At 67.9% G+C, this 17,871-nt stretch carries 12 protein-coding genes and 4 pseudogenes; 9 read left to right on the forward strand and 7 right to left on the reverse strand.

What is annotated here, in order from left to right; all coding sequences use genetic code 11:
• Positions 1-16: 16 nt before the first annotated feature.
• The 3 genes and pseudogenes from ACFV1J_RS02395 to wecB all read right to left on the reverse strand — a co-directional run.
• A pseudogene (locus ACFV1J_RS02395) lies at positions 17-85 on the reverse strand (hypothetical protein); the annotation flags it as partial.
• The gene (locus ACFV1J_RS02400; RefSeq protein WP_385855310.1) at positions 67-1,005 is read right to left on the reverse strand and encodes an alpha/beta fold hydrolase; all 939 of its coding nucleotides are present in this window, start codon (positions 1,003-1,005) and stop codon (positions 67-69) included. The pseudogene ACFV1J_RS02395 and the gene ACFV1J_RS02400, both read right to left, overlap by 19 nt.
• A gap of 136 nt (positions 1,006-1,141) precedes the next feature.
• A complete protein-coding gene (gene wecB / locus ACFV1J_RS02405; protein WP_385855311.1) occupies positions 1,142-2,284 on the reverse strand; it encodes a non-hydrolyzing UDP-N-acetylglucosamine 2-epimerase in 1,143 nt (380 codons plus the stop codon).
• A gap of 1,419 nt (positions 2,285-3,703) precedes the next feature.
• On the opposite strand from wecB, the gene ACFV1J_RS02410 reads away from it, so the two are divergent.
• Complete coding sequence (locus ACFV1J_RS02410) at positions 3,704-6,007, forward strand: ATP-binding protein (RefSeq protein WP_385855312.1); 2,304 nt, start codon at positions 3,704-3,706, stop codon at positions 6,005-6,007.
• Positions 6,008-6,328: 321 nt separating this feature from the next.
• Here ACFV1J_RS02410 and ACFV1J_RS02415 read toward each other — a convergent pair.
• Positions 6,329-6,423: pseudogene (locus ACFV1J_RS02415) on the reverse strand (IS5/IS1182 family transposase); the annotation flags it as partial.
• Positions 6,424-6,617: 194 nt separating this feature from the next.
• Here ACFV1J_RS02415 and ACFV1J_RS02420 point away from each other — a divergent pair.
• Complete coding sequence (locus ACFV1J_RS02420; protein WP_385855313.1) at positions 6,618-7,853, forward strand: serine hydrolase domain-containing protein; 1,236 nt, start codon at positions 6,618-6,620, stop codon at positions 7,851-7,853.
• A 691-nt stretch (positions 7,854-8,544) separates the two neighbouring features.
• Positions 8,545-9,024, forward strand: a complete 480-nt coding sequence (locus ACFV1J_RS02425) for a VOC family protein (protein WP_385855314.1) — start codon at positions 8,545-8,547, stop codon at positions 9,022-9,024.
• Positions 9,025-9,205: 181 nt separating this feature from the next.
• On the opposite strand, the gene ACFV1J_RS02430 is transcribed toward ACFV1J_RS02425, so the two are convergent.
• Positions 9,206-10,141 (reverse strand): DUF5996 family protein, encoded by a 936-nt coding sequence (locus tag ACFV1J_RS02430; RefSeq protein WP_385855435.1) that lies wholly within the window; start codon positions 10,139-10,141, stop codon positions 9,206-9,208.
• A 318-nt stretch (positions 10,142-10,459) separates the two neighbouring features.
• Here ACFV1J_RS02430 and ACFV1J_RS02435 point away from each other — a divergent pair, with 318 nt between their 5' ends.
• Positions 10,460-11,227, forward strand: coding sequence for an AAA family ATPase (locus ACFV1J_RS02435; RefSeq protein WP_385855315.1), 768 nt, complete (start codon positions 10,460-10,462; stop codon positions 11,225-11,227).
• Entirely contained in the window at positions 11,224-11,514 is a 291-nt protein-coding gene (locus tag ACFV1J_RS02440; RefSeq protein WP_385855316.1) for a hypothetical protein, read from the forward strand. The genes ACFV1J_RS02435 and ACFV1J_RS02440 overlap by 4 nt, the downstream gene beginning before the upstream one ends.
• Before the next feature lie 214 nt (positions 11,515-11,728).
• Here the strand turns inward: ACFV1J_RS02440 and ACFV1J_RS02445 are convergent, their stop codons facing one another.
• Positions 11,729-12,487 (reverse strand): SDR family oxidoreductase, encoded by a 759-nt coding sequence (locus ACFV1J_RS02445; RefSeq protein WP_385855317.1) that lies wholly within the window; start codon positions 12,485-12,487, stop codon positions 11,729-11,731.
• Between the two features lie 203 nt (positions 12,488-12,690).
• Positions 12,691-13,749, reverse strand: a complete 1,059-nt coding sequence (locus ACFV1J_RS02450) for a zinc-dependent alcohol dehydrogenase family protein (protein ID WP_385855318.1) — start codon at positions 13,747-13,749, stop codon at positions 12,691-12,693.
• Positions 13,750-14,199: 450 nt separating this feature from the next.
• On the opposite strand from ACFV1J_RS02450, the pseudogene ACFV1J_RS02455 reads away from it, so the two are divergent.
• The 4 genes and pseudogenes from ACFV1J_RS02455 to ACFV1J_RS02470 form a co-directional block, all read left to right on the forward strand.
• Positions 14,200-14,801: pseudogene (locus tag ACFV1J_RS02455) on the forward strand (anion permease); the annotation flags it as partial.
• 103 nt (positions 14,802-14,904) lie between these two features.
• Positions 14,905-15,087: a hypothetical protein gene (locus ACFV1J_RS02460; protein WP_385855319.1), complete on the forward strand. Its 183-nt coding sequence runs from the start codon at positions 14,905-14,907 to the stop codon at positions 15,085-15,087.
• Between the two features lie 109 nt (positions 15,088-15,196).
• A pseudogene (locus ACFV1J_RS02465) lies at positions 15,197-15,289 on the forward strand (IS5/IS1182 family transposase); the annotation flags it as partial.
• A gap of 286 nt (positions 15,290-15,575) precedes the next feature.
• Positions 15,576-17,867 carry an ATP-binding protein gene (locus ACFV1J_RS02470; RefSeq protein WP_385855320.1) on the forward strand — a complete coding sequence of 764 codons (2,292 nt, stop codon included), beginning with the start codon at positions 15,576-15,578 and terminating at the stop codon, positions 17,865-17,867.
• The last annotated feature ends 4 nt before the right edge of the window (positions 17,868-17,871 follow it).

Here is a 17,871-nt window from a genome sequence, read left to right on the forward strand (position 1 = left end):
TGCGGATCTCCATCTCGGCCGGCAGACCGGTGAACACTTCCTGCCCCGCCTTGATCACGGCGTCCTCTACCTCCCAAGAGAGGCCGACGCCGTCGAAATGAAAGGTGTTGTAGTCCTTGAAGCCGTTGTTCGGGGGCCTGCCGGTTCAGCCCACGATTTCTGACCGGAGTAGTAGCCGACAGCGCCGCACTTGCTTTCCTGCCCTTCTAGTGCCTTACGCACAGCGGCCCTCAATGCAGCTGAAAATGGCTCAGGTTGGTCATGAAAAATATGACCTCCAGGGAAAATAGCCGTTTCGCAGGAAAATTTTTCGGCCAGTAGGGGTACCGTTCGCGCAAACCCATAACCGCCGGCGCGGCTCACCTCTCCAACCGCCATCATCAAAGGGACTCCGCTCGCACGAATAGCCTCATAATCCGGAACGAATTCAGCCATTGGCATTACTTCATTGCGAAAGGAACTGTCGCCAGATCTTTCAGTCAGAGCTCGAAATGCCGGTGTTATTTCCAGGTCGTGGCGCTCCATGAACATACGCATTGCTGGCACGGGTCCTTCTTCAGAATTAGTCTCACGGAGCCGCCTGAAAAATGCAATCTGCTCTGCAGCGTCAGGCAGTACACTGAGGGTGAGTGGCTCATGTACTACCAATGCATCCACTGATGAGGGGAATCGCGAGACCAGATCGAACGCTATGGATGCCCCACCGCAACTCGCGAAAATAACCGAAGATGACACTCCGGCGGCACGCTGGACAGCTATAATATCTGTACTCTGCTCCGCCATTTTCAAACTGCGGTCGCGGGCGCCTGTACTCCGGTATGTTCCGCGGCGATCGTACGTGATGAATTTGAACTCCTCGCTGATCAGCGGTGCAATTGTGCTGAATGTGGACACCCCCGCACCAACTCCACCGATACTCAGGATCGCCTGTCCAACCCCATGGCTTTCGTAATAAATCTCAGCACCATCTCCGGTTGATGCCACGTGGGATGATGGGGTACTCACTCTTGAGTCCTTCCGGGTGGGAAAACCTTGCTGAGCATCTGACGGTTAGTCAAGTAAGATGCGTTCTGCTCGGGTCATGGCCAGCCAAGCGCCGGCCCGCGCCCTGATGGAGCGCACATCAAGAACGCTATGAATTTCACGCCCCGATTCTCTCGGTGAGTATGTCGGCTATGCGTTTGGAGGCCTGCCCGTCCCCGAACAGGTTTCGTGCGACGACGGGAATCGCGTCAGACGCCGGGGTCTTTTTGATGATCTCATCGACCATTGAAGATATGTGCTCGATATCGGTCCCGACGATCCATGTCGAGCCCTCGCTCATCGCCTCGGGCCTTTCAGTCGTCCGATTCAGCACGAGTACGGGTTTGCCCAGGGTGGCGGCCTCTTCCTGCAATCCACCAGAATCAGTCAGGACCATGGTGCAAGACTCGAGCAGGCTGATAAAGTCAGGGTAATTCATGGGATCGCACATGATCACCCCCGGCACTTCAGACAGTGTCCCGAGCAGTGTCTCCCTTACCGCCGGGTTGAGGTGCAGGGGTAGAACGACTTCTATATCTCCCCGCGCGGCAATGCGTCGAATCGCCGCCGCAATGTTGTGCAGTGTGAGCCCATGATTCTCGCGGCGATGCACCGTGACCAGGGCTCGGTAAGGTCGCTCGCGGGATACGCTTGGGAGATCACTACCCCTGCCACGTGCCCAGTTCAGGGAATCGATCACAGTATTACCTGTGACAAAGATCCCCTTTTCGGAGATCCCTTCGCGAAGTAGATTCCGTCGGTTTCCATCAGTGGAGCAGAAGTGAATGTCTGCGACCATGTCGATGAATCGACGATGCGCTTCTTCGGGGAATGGGCTACCTATACTTCCGGAGCGTAGCCCTGCCTCAATGTGTACGATCGGCTTCTGTGCATAGAACGCCGCAAGCGCACCACAGAATGCCGTTGCGGTGTCTCCGTGTACGGCTACGAGATCCGCTCCGCATGCTTGTATTTCTTTTCCGAGCCGGTGCACCATCTTGCTGGTCAGTTCTGTAAGCGACTGCCCATTACGCATTGCAGAGACATCGACATTCGGTGCGATCTCAAAGCATCTCAACATCTGATCCAGCATTTCCTTGTGCTGGCCGGTTGAGATAATGACCTCTTGTAGTTCGTTTCGTTTGGAGATCTCCCAGATCACTGGTGCAAGCTTAATGGCGTCGGATCGGGTTCCGAGTACGATGGCAATACGTGTCACTTGAGGGGAATCTCCGTTGTTGATTAATGATCGACAATCCACCAGTAATGATGATCGACGTCAAGGTCGTCGTCCTCGATAAGTCCTGCCAAATCCCTGACGCCGTAATGGTCATAGCCGATGTGATCGTGGGCCCTAGGCCGCGACGCGGACTCCGGGGGGCCGCTGAGCCAGTGCTGCAAGAGCCGCCCTGCCGCCCCGCCGCCCTGCCGGTCAATCGCAGGCCCCGCGGCCTGAGCCGGTCATCAACTGGTCACTCAACTACTGGTCAGCTGCAACCGGTCACTCTGCGGAGAAAGAGCATGGCCGCGCCAGAGGTGCTGGTCCGCGTCGAGACTGGACGGTATTGAGAGTTGGCTTGGCACGGGGCCGGGGAGCAGGCATTAGCGCCGATCCGCTCGCGGGTCCAATTCGACAGCGGGATGCCAGCCAGCTTCGCCTTGGGGAACCAGGAGGGCGGGAGCCACTTGGCGTGCCGCACTCGGCTAAGACGTGGTCTGTAGTCCATGGCTTTCTTCCTGGCTGTGAAAACGGTTCGCGGCACGGCAGGGACGCTGGCGCGGAACGTTCGAGGAGCGATCGCGTGCTTGACATCGCGTTCATCCAAGCTGGCGGGTAGCGGTGACCACATCCGTAATTCACGCAGAGCTGGGTGGGGGAGTGGCGCCCCCTTGCAGGTTTGTGCAGTCTGGGGAGAAGCGCCTCTTGCCGCTTTGTGCAGTCGGTATGCCGAGCGGACGTCATCGGTCCGCGCACTCTCTGACGCGGCCGGGGCAGTGCGGTTGAACTTGGCCGGTCGTCAGGCCACGTTGATGCGGCGCTCGATGGGCTTGAGCTACCGGGGGGACCTCGGGGGCGGGGCCGAGGACCTCGTGGTGGGTGCCGTGGGTGCGGGCCCGTGGCTGCGGTGGCCAGGTCATGAACGCGGCCTGCGGCTGAAGACAGCTGGCCCTACGTTCTGCGGGTTGTGCAGGCAGTGTGCGTCGCTCCTGACGTCGGCAGTTTGGGGTGATAGATCAATCACCCCAAAAGCGTCGACGTCGGTGCTGTGTCGAGGACGGGCGGTTACCTGTCGCGGTAGACCGTCCGGCATGCGATATGCGGAGGGGGAGGGTGGACAGGGGAGGGCTGACGGCGAAGGCACGTCAGCGCCGCGAGGCAGTACGTCGGGAGGCTGCCGGCCTGTTCGCCGAGGGGTCGGACCCGCGGAGGTCGCTCGGCGGCTGAGGGCGCGCCGCATGTCGGGCATCGACGGCATCGGCGCCCCTGGCGTCGAGAAGTGAGTGGGTGACCGACCGTCCCTTGAACTGGCCGTCCGGGGGGCCGTGTTGGGCGTCGCACCGTCTCAGCTGGTGGCGGCGTTCGCCGTGGAGTACGGCCGCCGACATAGGGTGTGAGCGCGGGCGGAGTCCGACGGCGTGGGAGTAATAAGTGGGGGATACGGGGGCGACGGCGGCCACTGTGAGGCTGGATCGGTTCGTCGGGCGGGAGCGCGAACTGGCGGACCTGGCCCAGTCCGTGGCCGCGCACCGGCTGGTGACCGTGCTGGGGCCGGGCGGTTCAGGCAAGACCCGGCTGGTTCTGGAACTGCGCGAGGAGCTCGACGCCCGCTTCCCCGATGGCGTGTACCTGGTCGAGCTCGCCGCGCTCACGCCGCAGGCTGACCCCCTCGACCAGGTGGCGACCGCGTTGGACCTGGCCGACGATGACGGACGGCCGCTGGTCGAGTCGGTGCCCGCGCGGCTGGCGGACCGCAACGTCCTGCTGCTTATGGACAATTGTGAGCACCTGGCCGCGGCCTGCGCCCGGCTGGCGGTGGACCTGCTGGCCCGCTGCCCTCAGCTGCGCATGGTGGCGACCAGTCGCGAGGCCCTCGCGGTACCGGGCGAGGTGCTTTACCCACTGCAGGGCCTGTCCCTGCCCGTGGCCGGTGAGCAGGACGGGGGAGTAGCGGAACCGGGCGCGGCAGCGGCGGGTACGCAGTCGGAGGCGGTGCGCCTGTTCGCCGAGCGCGCCGCTGAGAGCGATCCGGGCTTCGCGCTTACGGCGGTCAATTGCCCGATCGTGCAGGAGATCTGCGTCCGGTTGGACGGCCTGCCGCTGGCCATCGAGCTCGCGGCGCGCCGGGTGCGCATGCTGCCGGTGGAGGAGATCCGCGATCGCCTGGTCGACCGGTTCGCCCTGCTGACCTCGGCTCCACGCACCGCATCGGACCGGCAGCGCAGCCTGCGGGCGACGGTCGAGTGGAGCTACCGCCTGCTGGAGGAACGGGAGCAGGCGGCACTGCGCCGGCTGGCGGTCCTGCCGGCGACCTTCGACCTGGACACCGCTGCGGCCGTGTGCGCAGGCCCCGGTCTGCCGGAGGGGGAGGCGTTGGATGTGGTCTCCGCGCTCTTCGCCAAGTCGCTGATCAGCCGTGAGCGTACCGCCGGCTCCGGCGCGCCTGGGGCCGCCGGTGGTGTGGCCGGGAGGCTGCGGCTGTTGGAAAGCATTCGCCTTTACGCTCTTGAGCAGTTGAGGGCGGCAGGCGCGGAGGACATGGCGTATGACCGGCTCACCGACTGGGCCTGTGGCTTGACCGCGCACCTCGCGCAGCACATGAACTGGGTCACGTTGGTGCGCGAGCGCCTGCATGCCGACCATGCCAACGTCACCGCCGCCCTGGACTGGGCCCGCGACCGGCTCGACCCCCGCACGACCGTGCTGACCGCACTCTTGGCTTCCTACTGGAACTGGCGCGGCTTCCAGGGACGGCGGATCGAGCTGCTGGCCGCCCACCCCGACACATTGGACAGCGACATCATTCACCGGGCGTGCCTGTTGCGTTCCCGTGCCTTGCTGGCGTGCGACCAGGGGGACTATCGGCTGTCGGAGGAGCTGGCGGGACAGGCGCTGGAGTTGGCCCTGGTGGCCGAGGCACCCGGACAGGTGCTGGAAGCCTACCGACAGCGCTCCCAGGCCCGGCAGGGCCTGGGCGAGTTCGAGGGGGCGCACCTGGATCTGGTCAAGGGCATGGAGGTGGCCCGCGCGCGGGGCTTTCGCGGTGAAGCTGCGGGTTTTGAGGCGGAGTTGGCCTGGTTCGCGCTCAGTCGCGGCGATCTGGCTACGGCGGTGGAACGTATCGAGTCCGCGCTGCCGGTCCTGCGCGCCGGGGGGCCCACGATGGCCTCCAACGCGGCTTCCGCCCAGCACACAGCCGCCGTCACCGCCCTGCTGACCGGTCGGTTGGACCGCGCACAAGAACTGCTGCGCGAGCTGTGCGCACTGGAGTTGTCCATCGAGCAGTCCGGCATGCTGGCCGAGACGTTCGCCCTGCTGGCCCACCGACGCGGCCGACCCGAGCGGGCCGTCACGCTGGCCGCGGCGGCACGCAACGCGCGGGACCGGGTCGGAAATCTGGCCGACCCCTGGTGGACTGCGCACCTGGACGCTGCAGTGGGGCAGGCCCAGACCGCGCTCGGACCGGAGCGCGCCAAGGCGGCCGGGGCCGAGGGGGCAGCCGTGCCGGTCGAGGAAATCGGCGCCTACCTTGCGGCCGAGTGCCCGAACGGGCACGGAAGCCCGACAGGGGCGCCGACTGCGGCCTCGGTGCTCACCGACCGGGAGCGGGCCGTTGCCCGCCTGGTCGCCCAGGGCCTGACGAACCGTGAGATCGCCACCGAGTTGCACCTGAGTGTCCGGACCGTGGCCACCCACATCGGCCACATCCGCACGAAGGCAGGCTTGCGGTCACGGGCGCAGATCGTCGCCCTGGCCACCGACTGACTGTGCGGATGACCTGCGGGTCGCGCAGGTGCGCAGCTCACCGGCAGGAGGTCTGCACCCAGCACCGATGCCCTCTGGATCAACCGGTACGCCGCGCACTTCGTGTCCGCCTCCCAGCGATGTTGTGCATCGACGCAGGCGGCAGCAGCGTGCAGGCGATGCTGGTGAGTGCGAGGACTTGCTCGGCCTTTCGCTCCTTAACGTCGGTGCAGGCGCCAGCAGTCGGCGAGCCACGCCATGGTCCGTTTTGGATGCTCCAACGGTGACGCCCCAGCCGCTGCGAGGTCTCGATTCCTTTGCGTGCGATGCGGTAGGTGGTGCCGCAGTGGTCACGAACACGATTGCCGCCAGCGCCTCCCGGTCACCGTGCCGGCGCCGCCCACCCCCTGAGGCCGCGACGGCGCCTCCGGCACCACCTGCTGGGATCTCGGGTTTACCCCACCCCGGCGGTGGCGTTGACTGCATGCCCGGTCTGGGTGTGGGCACCATGGGCCGGACTGGCCAGGTCGTGGATGAATGATCTTGGGGCGCGGCTCCGGCGGGACAACTCCCGCCGGAGCCCCGGCCATTGTGCGCCCCGGATCGTACCCATCGACGTAAGGCCCTCAGCATGACGCGCATACGTACCTCCGCTCCCGCCGCCCGCCCCCGCTCCGGCGCTCCGCGCCGGGGCGTCGCCCTGGGCACCGTGACGGTGGCCGTCCTCACAGCGGCTCTGGCGGCGCCGGGTGCTGCGGCCTGGGCCCAGCCCCAGCCCCAGTCGCAGCGTCCGGCCGGTGGCTCCGAGCGGGCCGTGACCCAGAAGGCACTCGACGAGATCGTCCGCACCGAAGGTGTGGTGGGCGCCCAGGCCACACTGGTGGACGGGAAGCAGCGGACCTCCCTGAGCAGCGGCACCGCCGAGCGCGGCACCGACCGGCCGATGCCGGAGCAGGGCTACTTCCGGATGGGCAGCAACACCAGGACGTTTGTCTCGACCGTCGTGCTCCAGCTCGTCGGTGAGGGGCGGATGCGACTGGACGACACCGTCGAGGAGCACCTGCCGGGCCTGGTGCGGGGCAACGGCAACGATGGTCGGAAGATCACCGTTCGGCAGTTGCTCCAGCACACCAGCGGGCTTCCCGACTACATCCCCCACCTGCCGGTCCTCTCCGGCGAGGAGCAGTTCCAGGAGCACCGCTTCGACCGGTACACGCAGCGCCAGCTGGTCGCCATGGCCCTGCAGGACCGTCCGGTCGGCGAGCCAGGCCGCAGCTTCTCCTACTCCAACACCGGCTACATCCTCGCCGGCATGATCATCGAGAAGGTGACCGGACGGCCGTGGAGCGAGGAGGTCCACGACCGGATCATCGAGCCGCTCCAGCTGCGGCACACCTTCTCCCCGGGTGACGACCCCCGCCTGCCCCAGCCGCACGCCAATGCCTACATGCAGTACAAGCCGGCCGGGGCGCTGGTCGAAGCCACCGAGGTGAACATGTCCTGGGGCAGGTCGGCCGGAGACCTCATCACCACCTCGAACGATCTGGCGCGCTTCTGGCAGGCGCTGCTCGGAGGGGAGTTGCTGAAGCGGGACCAACTGGCGGAGATGCAGCGCACGGTCCCCGTCCCTGCCGGTGCGTCGGGGACGAAGGAGCGGGCGGGGCTCGGGATCTTCTGGCGTGAGCTGAGCTGCGGCGGCGGCTACTGGGGCCACGGCGGAACCACCCTGGGCCACCTCAACGTCAACGGCTTCACCGACAAGGGCAAGCGGGGCGCGATCGTTCTGCGCTCCACGAACCTCGCCCTGGAGGACCGCGACGGGCGTACGGAGCGGCTCATCGACCAGGCTCTCTGCGCGAAGAAGTGAGACCCGAGAGCGGGGGCGACAGGCGAGCCACTCCCAGGCCGGGGCCAGCGGCGCTCCCCGCAGCAGACCGCTTCGGTCCCGGCCCGTCTCCCGCCCACCAGCCAGCCGTGCAGGCGCGGCCACTGGCGGATCAGCGCCTGGTGTGCCAGATCAATGATCTGTTCCCCCTGGGGGCTATGCCTGACGATCCCAGGCGGGTGTCGGCAACCAGGCGCAGGAGGACCGGCCACACCTCGCTGTCCAGCGAGCTCGCGGATGCCGTACGCCTGGCGAATACCCCGGGTCGTCGGGGCGGGCCAGCTGGGTGAAGGCACGCCGCCTGCCCGAGAGGTAGGCGGACAGGAGGCGGACAGGAGGGTTCAGACTCGGGCGAGAGTGTGACGACGCGGATCTGGTCGCCGTCGCGGTAGGCCACGCTGCCTGGGGCGCGCGGGTCTCCTCCGCTGCTATCACTTCTTGCCGTTCGGCCACGGCTCAGGTACGGCAGCAGGCTCGACCCGCAAAGCCCTACTGGCCTCCGGTTTTCGCGCGGCTCGGTGTCCAGTACGTGATCAGCCATCAGGAAGTGCTCTGACCAGCGAGGATGAGGATTGCGAGGTCCTTGTTCCCGTAACGGCCGGAGGCACTTCCCAGGTGAAGTCGCGCACCGGCTGAGAATGCCGCACGGCCATGCGCGCCATACGCTCGACATATGTCCGACGTCACGTCTGCCGGTGCCCCAGCCGACGACCTTCCTGCACCGGCCGAGGGCCTGGTGCTCACGCACTTCCTCACGGTCAGCGATGTCCCTCGCTCGCGGGCGTTCTACGCCGACGTACTGGGTGGAAGGGTGGTGCTGGCTGAGAACCCCTGCATCGTCAAGGTCGCCAACAGCTGGATCATCATGAACCCAGGCGGCGGGCTCACCGACGACAAACCCGATGTCGTCCTGCGCACACCGGAGGACCCCCACACGGTCTCCAGCTTCCTGAACGTACGGGTGGCGGACATCCACGGGTTCTACGCGGCGGCCCGCGCCAAGGGAGTCGAGTTCCTCACCCCGCCCATCGACCGCCGTGCCGAGCTGCGCTGCTATATGCGCGATCCGGACGGCTACCTCATCGAGGTGGGCCAGGCCACGGGGCTGCTCAAAGGCATCCTGGCGCGCACCGGCACCGGCACCGGCACCTGACGACGGCGCCTCGTCAGGGAGGCATCCCTCATGCCACACGACCCGATCCCAGGTATCGATCCGACCGTCACTCCCAGCGGAGAAGGCTGCGTTTGTGTGGAGTGCATGGCGGGCGATGGACCGAATCGTTGGACTTTCCGTCGTTTCCGTCGTTTCCGTCGTTGGGCTTTTTGGTCCGGGATCAGATCTGCCGGACCGGGTCCGTGATGCCTCCGGGGCACGCGAGCGCCGCGATGTCCCATCCGGCGCGTCCGGCCCCGGCCCGGTAGGCGCTTTCGTAGAAGGTGAGGACCGCGGCACGGGGATCGGTCTCGACGCGGGCCGCGTCGTAGCGCAGCACTGCCAGGTGGCTCTTGCCGCGCGGGACCCATTGGGCGGACGCGGGGCTGAGCGGCTCGGCGACCAGGTCGGCGGGCTCAGGGGCGGTGTAGGAGTAGAAGGCGGGCTCGGTGAAGGTGTCGTCGCCGAACCAGAAGCCGAAGCTGATCACTTCCTGGGAGTACGCCTCCCGGGTGACGGGGTCGGCCTCCCGGGGCTGGTCGACCTGTCGCCCGGAGAACCGGCTGTGAGCGATGTCGAAGGTATGCCAGAAGTGGTGCACCGGACTGCTCTTTCCCGAGTAGCCCGCCGCGAACTCCTCCAGCACGGACGCCACCTGGCTCAGGACCCGCCAGTAGCGGTTGGCGGCCACGGGATCGTAGGTCGCGTGCTCGGTGTCCTGAGCGAACGGCCGGCCGGCGTCGGGTAGGTCGAAGGGCCTGGGAATGGCGATGTTCACGCGGACGCCCAGCGCGGCCAGAGCGGCCAGGGTCGCGTCGTGGAAGGACGCGACGGACTGGCCCAGCAGTGGGAAGGACCGCTTTTCGCCGTCCAGCGTCGCGACGATGAGCCGGTGGTCGACGAAGTCGAAGTCGATCGTGAAGATCGGGTTCCCGTCGACCATACCCATCGGACGCGTGGTGATGCCACGCCCCGTGACATGGAACGGGACGTTCCACCAGTGGTTGCGCCGGGCGCTCGCCGCCAGACGGATCTTGCCGACGATCTGCGCGAAGCGGTGCAGCGTCTCCTTGGTATCCCGCCACTCCATCAGCGGCATCGGTGGGAACAGCTCCATCACGTTCCCATGATGCCCCCGTGGGCGGCGTCCGGCACCCGCGCCGGGGGCCGGAGGGAGGGTTCAGTCCTCGTCCACCAGAGCCGGCGTGGACGCGTGCAGCACCCTCGCTGCGCCGGGCTGCGGCGCACTGGGTGAACGCGGCGAAGACCGTGTCCACCTTCCTTCGTGTCTCGGTGAGGGGCTGGTTCCAGATACCGAGTCGTGCTCGCTGGCAATCCCGTCTGGCTCGCCATCCCGGACTGAGACGGAGCCATCTGATGGCGTCCGCGGCGTCTGCAATCATTCCGACGAGATACCGCCGACGAGATACCACCGGTGGTGCACGTGGTCGGCCGCGACCGCCACGGGGCGTCCGACGTTCGTTTCTCACTGCTTGCGGGTGAACCACGAAGCCACGCCCTCGCGCCGACCGAGAAGGAGCGATTGTGCCCCTTATTGTCGGTTCTTGTGTCGTTGAGCTGTGCTTTTGTGAACCTCAAGCCGGGCGTCGGGAAGACGACGAGTGCGGTGTGGCTGGCCCACGCGCTGCATGAGTCGGGACTGTCGCCGCTACTGGTCGACGGTGACCCGGCCGCCTCCGCGCTGCGCTGGAGCGAGCTGGCCGGTGGCTTTCCGTTTCCGGTGATCGCCCTGCCGGTGGGGGACGTCCACCGCCGCGTGAACGATTTCCTCGGCAACCGGCAGGCCGTCGTGCTCGATGCGCCTCAGCTGGAGGACCATCCCCGCATCGCCCGCAGCATCATGAGGTACGCCGGTGAGTGGATCGTGCCCGTGACCCCGGCCCCCATCGAACTGGACCGGATGGCGCCCATCCTCGGCGAGATGGCGGACGTGCAGTCCCTGCGTGCCGAGCCGGCTCGCACGGCGGTCCTGCTCAATCGCACCAACCGACCCGATGCCACGCGCACCGGGCCCGATGCGGACGCTCGCGAGGCACTCACCGAGCGGGGTTTCGAGGTGCTGGACACCCAGATCGCTCGGCTCGACCTGTACGCCCAGTCCTTCGGGAACCCGGTCCAGGCCAAGGGCTCGGCATACATGGACTTCGCAGAGGAACTGATCAAGCGTCAGGATGAGGTATGAGCCAGCGCAAGGAGAGCTACCGTGCTGCGTTGCGGCGCGGGCAGGACGACTCGTCACCCCGGTCCGCCAATGTCACCACGCTGCAGAGCAGATACATCCGGGTGACCGTCGAGGTCGATCCCGAGCTGCGAGGCGATCTGACGCGATGGCTGGGACGGCCGGTCTCCTCGGTCGTGTTCGCCGGCACGACCGTCCTGCGCACCCTGGCCGTCACCGTCGGCTGTGTCTCTCGGCCCGGAGACCGGGCTGCGTCCGTCCCGCGTGAGGATACGAATTCGGGTCGCTGACGCAGTGGCTCGCACGGTAGGGCAGCCCTGTCTGAGGTAGCCACGCGTGGGAGGACGTTGGAGTCAACGTGCTTCTCCGGGAAGTGGGCCACGCACGAGCAGGAAGGCCGGAGCACACGACCCCGGCCGGCCGCGACGCTCGGCAAATGCCGGCTGCGACGCTCGGCAAATGCCGGCCGCGACGCTCGGCAAATGATCGCCATCGATGTGTGGCTCAGGCGACGAGTTGCTGGCCTCCGTCGATGTCGTAGGTCGCACCCGTGAGTGCGGTGTTGGTCATGATGTGCACCGCGAGCGCCGCCACGTCGTCGGGTACGACTACCCGGCCGATCGGCAGCGCGGCGCGCAGCTCCTCGCGACGGGCGTCGAGCGCGTCGCCGAGCAGCCGGGCCGACAACGGCGTGTCCACGAAGCCGGCGGCGATCAGGTTCACCCGGACCGGCGCGAGCTCGAGTGCGAGACTGGCCGTGAACGCGGGCATAGCGGCGGTGACCGCGGGGGCGACACCCAGAGCGGCCCGGACCCGGCGGGCTCCCGTGCCGCCCAGGAGCAGCAGCGTGCCGCCCGGCCGTACGGCGTCGGCACAGTGGCGCGCGACCTCCAGTGCGAGCACCATGTGGTCGCTGATCGCCCGGCGTGCCTGCTCGGCGTCCATGTCCAGAAGGCGGCCGTAGGACGGGCCTCCCGCGGTGACCATCACGTGGTCGATCGGCCCTGGCAACTGCTGGAAGAACCGCTCCAGCTGCGGCGCATCGTGGGCGTCGAAGGCCGCGGTGCTGAGCGCGTCGGCTTCCTCGGCCGCGGTGCGCAGACGTTCCGGGTCCCGTCCGGTGAGGACCACGGAGGCGCCCTGTTTACGGGCGAGCCGTGCGGTCGCCAGCCCGATGCCCGCGCTCCCGCCGATGACGACGAGGGTCTGCCCGAGCAGCGGCAGGCCGCCGGCGCTGTGCCCCCCAGGCGGTTCAGAAGTCATGACTCCTCCTGTGCTGTGGCGTCGCGGTCCCGTCCGGGCTTCTTCTGACTGTGGGAATGGTTGCGGCAGGACATGCACCAGTGCGGGCGCTGACCGGGCCGAACGACGGGGCTTCATCGGGCTTGGCCACGTTCGCCCGGTGGCCCTGGCACGAGCCACCGGGGCCCGCGGCCGCATCGCCGACGCACCGACAGGGCCGCTTCCTACCCGTCACGTTCGTCCCGGCCGTCTTCGAAGACGAAGAGTGGTTTGGTGCCGTGTGCGGGTGCTTCGGCGAGCGAGACGGCTTCAGTGAAGCGTTCGAGCGGGAACGGCTGGCCCTGGGGGATGGTCAGCACACCACCGGTGACGAGACCGCGAACCTGGGACAGCGCGCGCAGCGCGTCCTCGGGTGAGGCGGTGCCGAACCAGCGGTTCAGCCAGAAGCCTCGGACTGCTTTGGTCTCGTAGATGACCGAGCGTGCCTGCAGTGGGATCGTCAGCGCTGCCGGGTCGGTCTGCCGATGGGTGGAGAGCGCGCCGTAGACGACGACCTCCCCTCCCGGAGCCAATGCCTGGGATACCTGGGCACCCACGGGGCCCGCGACACAGTCGATGGCCTTTCGTACGCCGACCGGCCCCGCTATTTCGGCCACACGCGGCAACAGGTCCTCGTCCTCAGTGCAAATGACCTCGTCGCCACCCAGCGCCTTGATCTCCTCGACGGCATCGCGGCGCCGTACGACATTGATCGTGTGAATACCCAGATGCCTGGACAGCTGAATGACGAGCCGGCCGACGGTGGAGCCCGCGGCCGTTTGCAACAGCCATTCGCCCGGCTGTACGTCGAGTTCGTGCGTCACGAGGAGCAGAGCGGTCAACGGATTGACGGCGAGTTGGCAGGCGCTGGAGTCGCTCAGATCGTCGGGGACGGGCAGGAGCCTTCGCGTGTCGGCAATGAGGTATTCCTGCCAGGTGCCGGCCACTGGAGGCCCGGGTACCGCCGGGACCGCGGCGGCCACAACACGCTGGCCGACCTTCAGTCCCTCGGTGTCCGGGCCCAGGGCCGTGATATGGCCCACGCATTCCATGTGGCCCCCGACAGCGGGAAATTCGAGGGAGAAACCGTAGCGGCCGCGTAGCACGTGCAGATCACTGGCGTGAATCGGAGTCGCCTTCACACGGATCAGCGCCTCACCGGTTTTCGGTGTGGGGACAGGCCGGGATTCCAGCCGAAGGACATCGGTGGGCTCGCCGGCCTCTACGGCGACGAGCGCGCGCATCGATCGAGGCATGAGTGGCCTTTCGTCTCTCAGCACCCGGGGGATTGGGCGGGTGCCCCGGACAAAAGCGAGGCTGGTGCCGGCATCCTCGCCGGCGTTCAGGCTGTGATCGGCGTCGTCGGGCCCCCTCCAAGCCATCGCCTACTCACTTAGGTGATCACCTCAGTGCGGCTGGGTTCGTGCGCCTCGTAGGGACCGTGATCAGACCGCTCGCCGCAGCGCACCCCTCTCAGTTCAGATCTGGATCCACTGGATCCGTCACTCCACGCTACGCCTGGCCCCGGGAAGATTCCCGGCGGCCGTCATGCGCCCCCGGTGACCGACCCACACCGTCGCATTGGCGGCGGTCCGGAGCCGCACTTAGCGTGGAGATGAACTGCCCTTCGCACGCTTGGTCCGCATGGCCCGGTGGGCCCGCGCGGCCGGTCCGCCGCGACCTGGAGGACCGGGATGGCATCTGTCTCCTTCCTGCTCCTGGCCGTGATGGACGCCCAGAAGACGATGGGCGTCAGCACGCTCGCGCTCATCGCGGGCGGGGTACTCGACCACGGCGCGGGGCCGCCGTGGTGGGTGGTGCTGAGCGCGGGCCTGGGATCCCCCTGGGGACGTACGCGGGCGGCTGGCGCATCATCCGGACCATGGGCAAGGGGCTGACCGACATCCAGGCCCCGCAGGGCTTCGCCGCCGAGACCAGCGCCACCGCGGTGATCCTCGCCTCGTCGCACATGGGGTTCGCACTGTCGACCACCCAGGTGTGCACGGGCAGCATCCTCGGCGCCGGCCTGGGCCGCAAGCTGGCACAGGTGCGCTGGGGAGTCGCCGGCCGGATCGCGGTGTCGTGGCTGCTCACCCTGCCGGCCGCAGCCGTCGTGGGAGGCGTGGCGGCATGGGTGGCAGGCCGGGGCGCCCTGGGTGTGGCCCTGGTGGCCGGCGTCGCCCTGGCCGCCGCCGCGGGCTTCTACGTGCTCTCGCGCCGCCGTCCGGTGAGCCCCGAGAACGTCAACGAGGTCCCGGCGAGCGCTGCGGAGTTCACCGTCAGGTCAGCCGCCTGAGCCGGCCCGACCAGGCGGGCCGTCGTCGAGGAAGGGGACGCGGGATGGACATCGACGGGGGCGCTCTGGCCGGGGTCTTCGGTGTCAGCCTCGGGATCTTACCGTGGTGGTCGTCGTGATGTTCGCGCTCGGCCTGGCCGCGTGGGCCCGCGCAGGACACGAGGAGCCCGCCCCCGACGTATCCCGGGGCGGACACCAGAAGGTGGCGGTTGTTACGGCCGTGCTGTGCTTCGCCGCGTGCCTCGCGGTCGCGGACTACGGGATCGACCTGATCGTTCCCGGCTGAACCGCCGTGTCCCCGCCGCACACCGGCCAGCGGATTGCTGTGCTCTCCCTGGGCGCAGTGATCGGCACCGGCGTGTTCCCGGCCACCGTCGCGGGACATCGCGAACTGCCTGCTGTGGAAGCGGGGCATCAAGCCGGTGATCGCCGGCCGAGGTGTGCTGGACGGCCCCGGGCTGGGGGCCGTGTGGTGGGTCGTCGAGCGGAGATGCTCAGGCAGTAGGGCTCGTCCTCGTCGTGTTCTCGTCGTGGAAGAAATCCCACGACACGTCTGCCAGGCGGACCCTGTGTTCCCGCACCCATTGGTCAATCCGCCTCCCGAAGTGCCCTCGGGGGTGAGGGTGCCGCCCATCGCCTCGGCGTGGAGCCGGGGGAGTGCGAGCCCACGTCCCAGGCCGATGGCTGACGAGCGAGGACAGACCATCAACTCCGAGCTCAGTCACTTCAGTCCCTCTAGTATCGGCGCGTGGATCTGAAGAGAGGCTGGCAAAGGTGAGCGAGGAGTTGACGGGGTTGCTGAGGCAGCTTCGTGACCTGGCCGGACGGAGTCTGCGCGAGCTCGCCCGGGACGTCCATGTCAGCAGTTCTTCGTTGTCGCGGTACTTCTCCGGTCAGGCCGTTCCGCCGTGGCCGACGGTGGTGGCGCTGTCCAAGGCAGCTGGTCGTGACCCCAGGGCACTGCGTGAGGTGTGGGAGCGGGCCAAGGACAGGCCCCAGGCAAGCCGGACGAGTGTGGCTGCCGCTCCGTCGGTGCGCAATGACCTGCCGCATGACATCACCGCTTTCACCGGGCGCCGGGCGGAGTTGGACGCTCTCCTCGGTGCCGCGCGGAACGCGTCGGTGGTGGCGATCGACGGTATGGGTGGGGTGGGTAAGTCCGCGCTGGCCGTGCATGCCGCGCATCTGCTGACCGCTGAATTCCCGGGTGGCCAGTTGTATGTGGACCTGCACGGGTTCACTCCGGGCCGGGAGCGGGTCGAGCCCGCGGAGGCTCTACGGGTGCTGCTGGCTGCGTTGGGGTTGCCGCCCGGCAGGATTCCCGACCAGGTTGCCGAGCGGGCCGCGCTGTGGCGGTCGGAGTTGGCGATGCGCCGCGCGATCGTGGTGTTGGACAACGCTGCCGATGCGGAGCATGTGCGTGATCTGCTGCCCGGTGCTGGTCAGAGTTTCGTGGTGATCACCAGTCGTCGGCGGATGGTGGAGTTGGACGGGGTCCAGCCGATCTCGCTGGACGTTCTGCCGACCCAGGAGGCGGCGGAGCTGTTCGTGTCCTCTGCGGGCGGGGACCGGCCCGGTGATGTCGGCGAGGTGCTGCGCCGGTGCGGGAATCTGCCGTTGGCCATCCGGGTGGCTGCCGCGCGGTTGCGGCACCGGCCCGCGTGGACGCTCGACACCTTGGTGGAGCGGCTGCGGGAGGGGGAGTTGGCGGTGTCGGACGTGTTCGAGATGTCGCTGCGGCAGCTCGATCCCGCCCAGCGACGGATGTTCGGGCTGCTCGGCCTGGTACCGGGCGACGACATCGACGCGTACGGCGCGGCCGCCCTGGCCGGGATCCCGCTGGCCAACGCCCGTTCCCTGCTGGAGGACTTGGTGGACGTCCACCTGGTGCAGGAGCCGGCGGCGGGTCGCTACCGGATGCACGACCTGCTGCGGCAGGCCGCCCGCTCCGACGACCCCGCGGCCGACCCGGTACCGGCGATCGCCCGGCTGGGCGACTACTACCTGAGCGGCATGCTGGCCGTGAAAAGGCTGGTCGAGGTCCTCATCCCGCTGCCGGTCGTCGTCACCCAGCCGCCCCCCGCGCTTCCCGACCTGTCCGTCTATGACACGGCCGTGGACTGGATGGACACCGAGTGGGTCAACCTCACCGCGGTTTTCTCGCTCGCCGTGGAGCTGGGCATCGACGCGCCGGCGGTCGGGCTCGGGCAGCTCGCCCTGCTCTCCGAAGCGCGGCGCGGCGGAGTGGCGCGGCTGGTCCGGGGGCTCGAGGCCAGCATGCCCGCCGCCGAAAGGCTCGGCGAGCGCCGCATGCTCGCCTCGCACCGGTACCTGCTGGGCGCCGCGCTGATGCGCGTCGGCCTCATGCAGGATGCGGCGCCGCGACTCGAGGCGGCCCGCGTGCTGATGGCCGCGGAGGGCGACCTTGATGGCGAGGCGCTTTCCCTGATGAAGCTGGGGGAGGTCCGGATGTATACCGGCGACGCTGAGGGTGGCATCGCCGTCATGCGCGAGGCCGCCGCACTGCCGCTGGCCCCCGGGTCCGCCGTTCGCCTGCGTGTGTATACCGCCATCGGAACCGCTCTGGTGCAGCTGGGGAAATACCACGAGGCCCACGAGATCGCCGCGGAGAGGATCGAGGCCGCCCGTGGGCTGGACCGGCAGACGGAGCGCATGTGCCTGGACGTGCTCGGCTGGGCGGCACTCGGCCTGGGCGACGCCGAGGCCGCCCTGGACTTCGCCGAGCAGTCCGCCGAGATCAATCGGACGACCCGTCACGCCGTGTTCGAGGCGATCAGCCTGACGGACGTCGCCGTCGCTCTGCGCCACCTCGGCCGCGTCGAGGAGGCGGCCGCCAGGCACGCCGAGGCCGTACGGATCCTCGAACGCGTCGGTGAGCCGCACTGGAGGGCGCGCAGCCACCTCTCCTACGCGGAGTCCTGCCTGACCACGGGCCACCGTGACGCCGCGGCGCGGCACTTGCGGACGGCGTTGGAGATCGCCACCGTGAACGGCATCGACTACCTGGTGCCGGAGACGCGTTCAACCCTGGCCCGGGTGACCTGAGCCT

This window comes from Streptomyces sp. NPDC059649 (assembly GCF_042734445.1).
Taxonomy (GTDB): Bacteria; Actinomycetota; Actinomycetes; order Streptomycetales; family Streptomycetaceae; genus Streptomyces.